This window comes from Bradyrhizobium sp. NBAIM08 (assembly GCF_020193935.1).
GTDB classification, from domain to species: domain Bacteria; phylum Pseudomonadota; class Alphaproteobacteria; order Rhizobiales; family Xanthobacteraceae; genus Bradyrhizobium; species Bradyrhizobium yuanmingense.
Map to the genome: position 1 here is coordinate 1 of NZ_JADYVR010000524.1, position 432 is coordinate 432.

The window sequence follows — 432 nt, forward strand, 5'->3', positions numbered from 1 at the left end:
GCTTTGCGCTGCAGCCCTGGATGATCGCGAAGAACGACTTCGGATCGAGGCTGGCGCCGCCGACCAGCGCGCCATCGACGTCGGGCTCGGCGATCAACTTGGCGATGTTGTCGGGCTTGACGCTGCCGCCGTACAACACGCGGCACCGCTCGGACGCATCGAGTCCGAACCACTGCTTCAGCCGCGATCGAATATGGAAGTGCGCTTCTCCGGCCTGCGCGGGCGTCGCATTACGGCCGGTGCCGATCGCCCACACCGGCTCGTAGGCGAGCACCATCCCTGACAACTGTTCGCCGGTTACCCGATCGAGGCTTTCTTTGATCTGCCGATCCAGCACCGCCATGGTCTCGTTGCGATCGCGCTCGGCCAGCGTCTCGCCGATGCAGACGATCGGCACCAGGCCGGCGGTCAGCGCCGCATGCATCTTCTTGT

General features: G+C 65.3%; 1 protein-coding gene. It reads right to left on the minus strand.

Going from position 1 to position 432, the window contains the following annotated elements; genetic code table 11:
* Positions 1-424: triose-phosphate isomerase (locus tag I6F37_RS40765; RefSeq protein ID WP_225154485.1), on the minus strand; the 424-nt coding region annotated here is incomplete at its 3' end.
* Between the last annotated feature and the right edge of the window lie 8 nt (positions 425-432).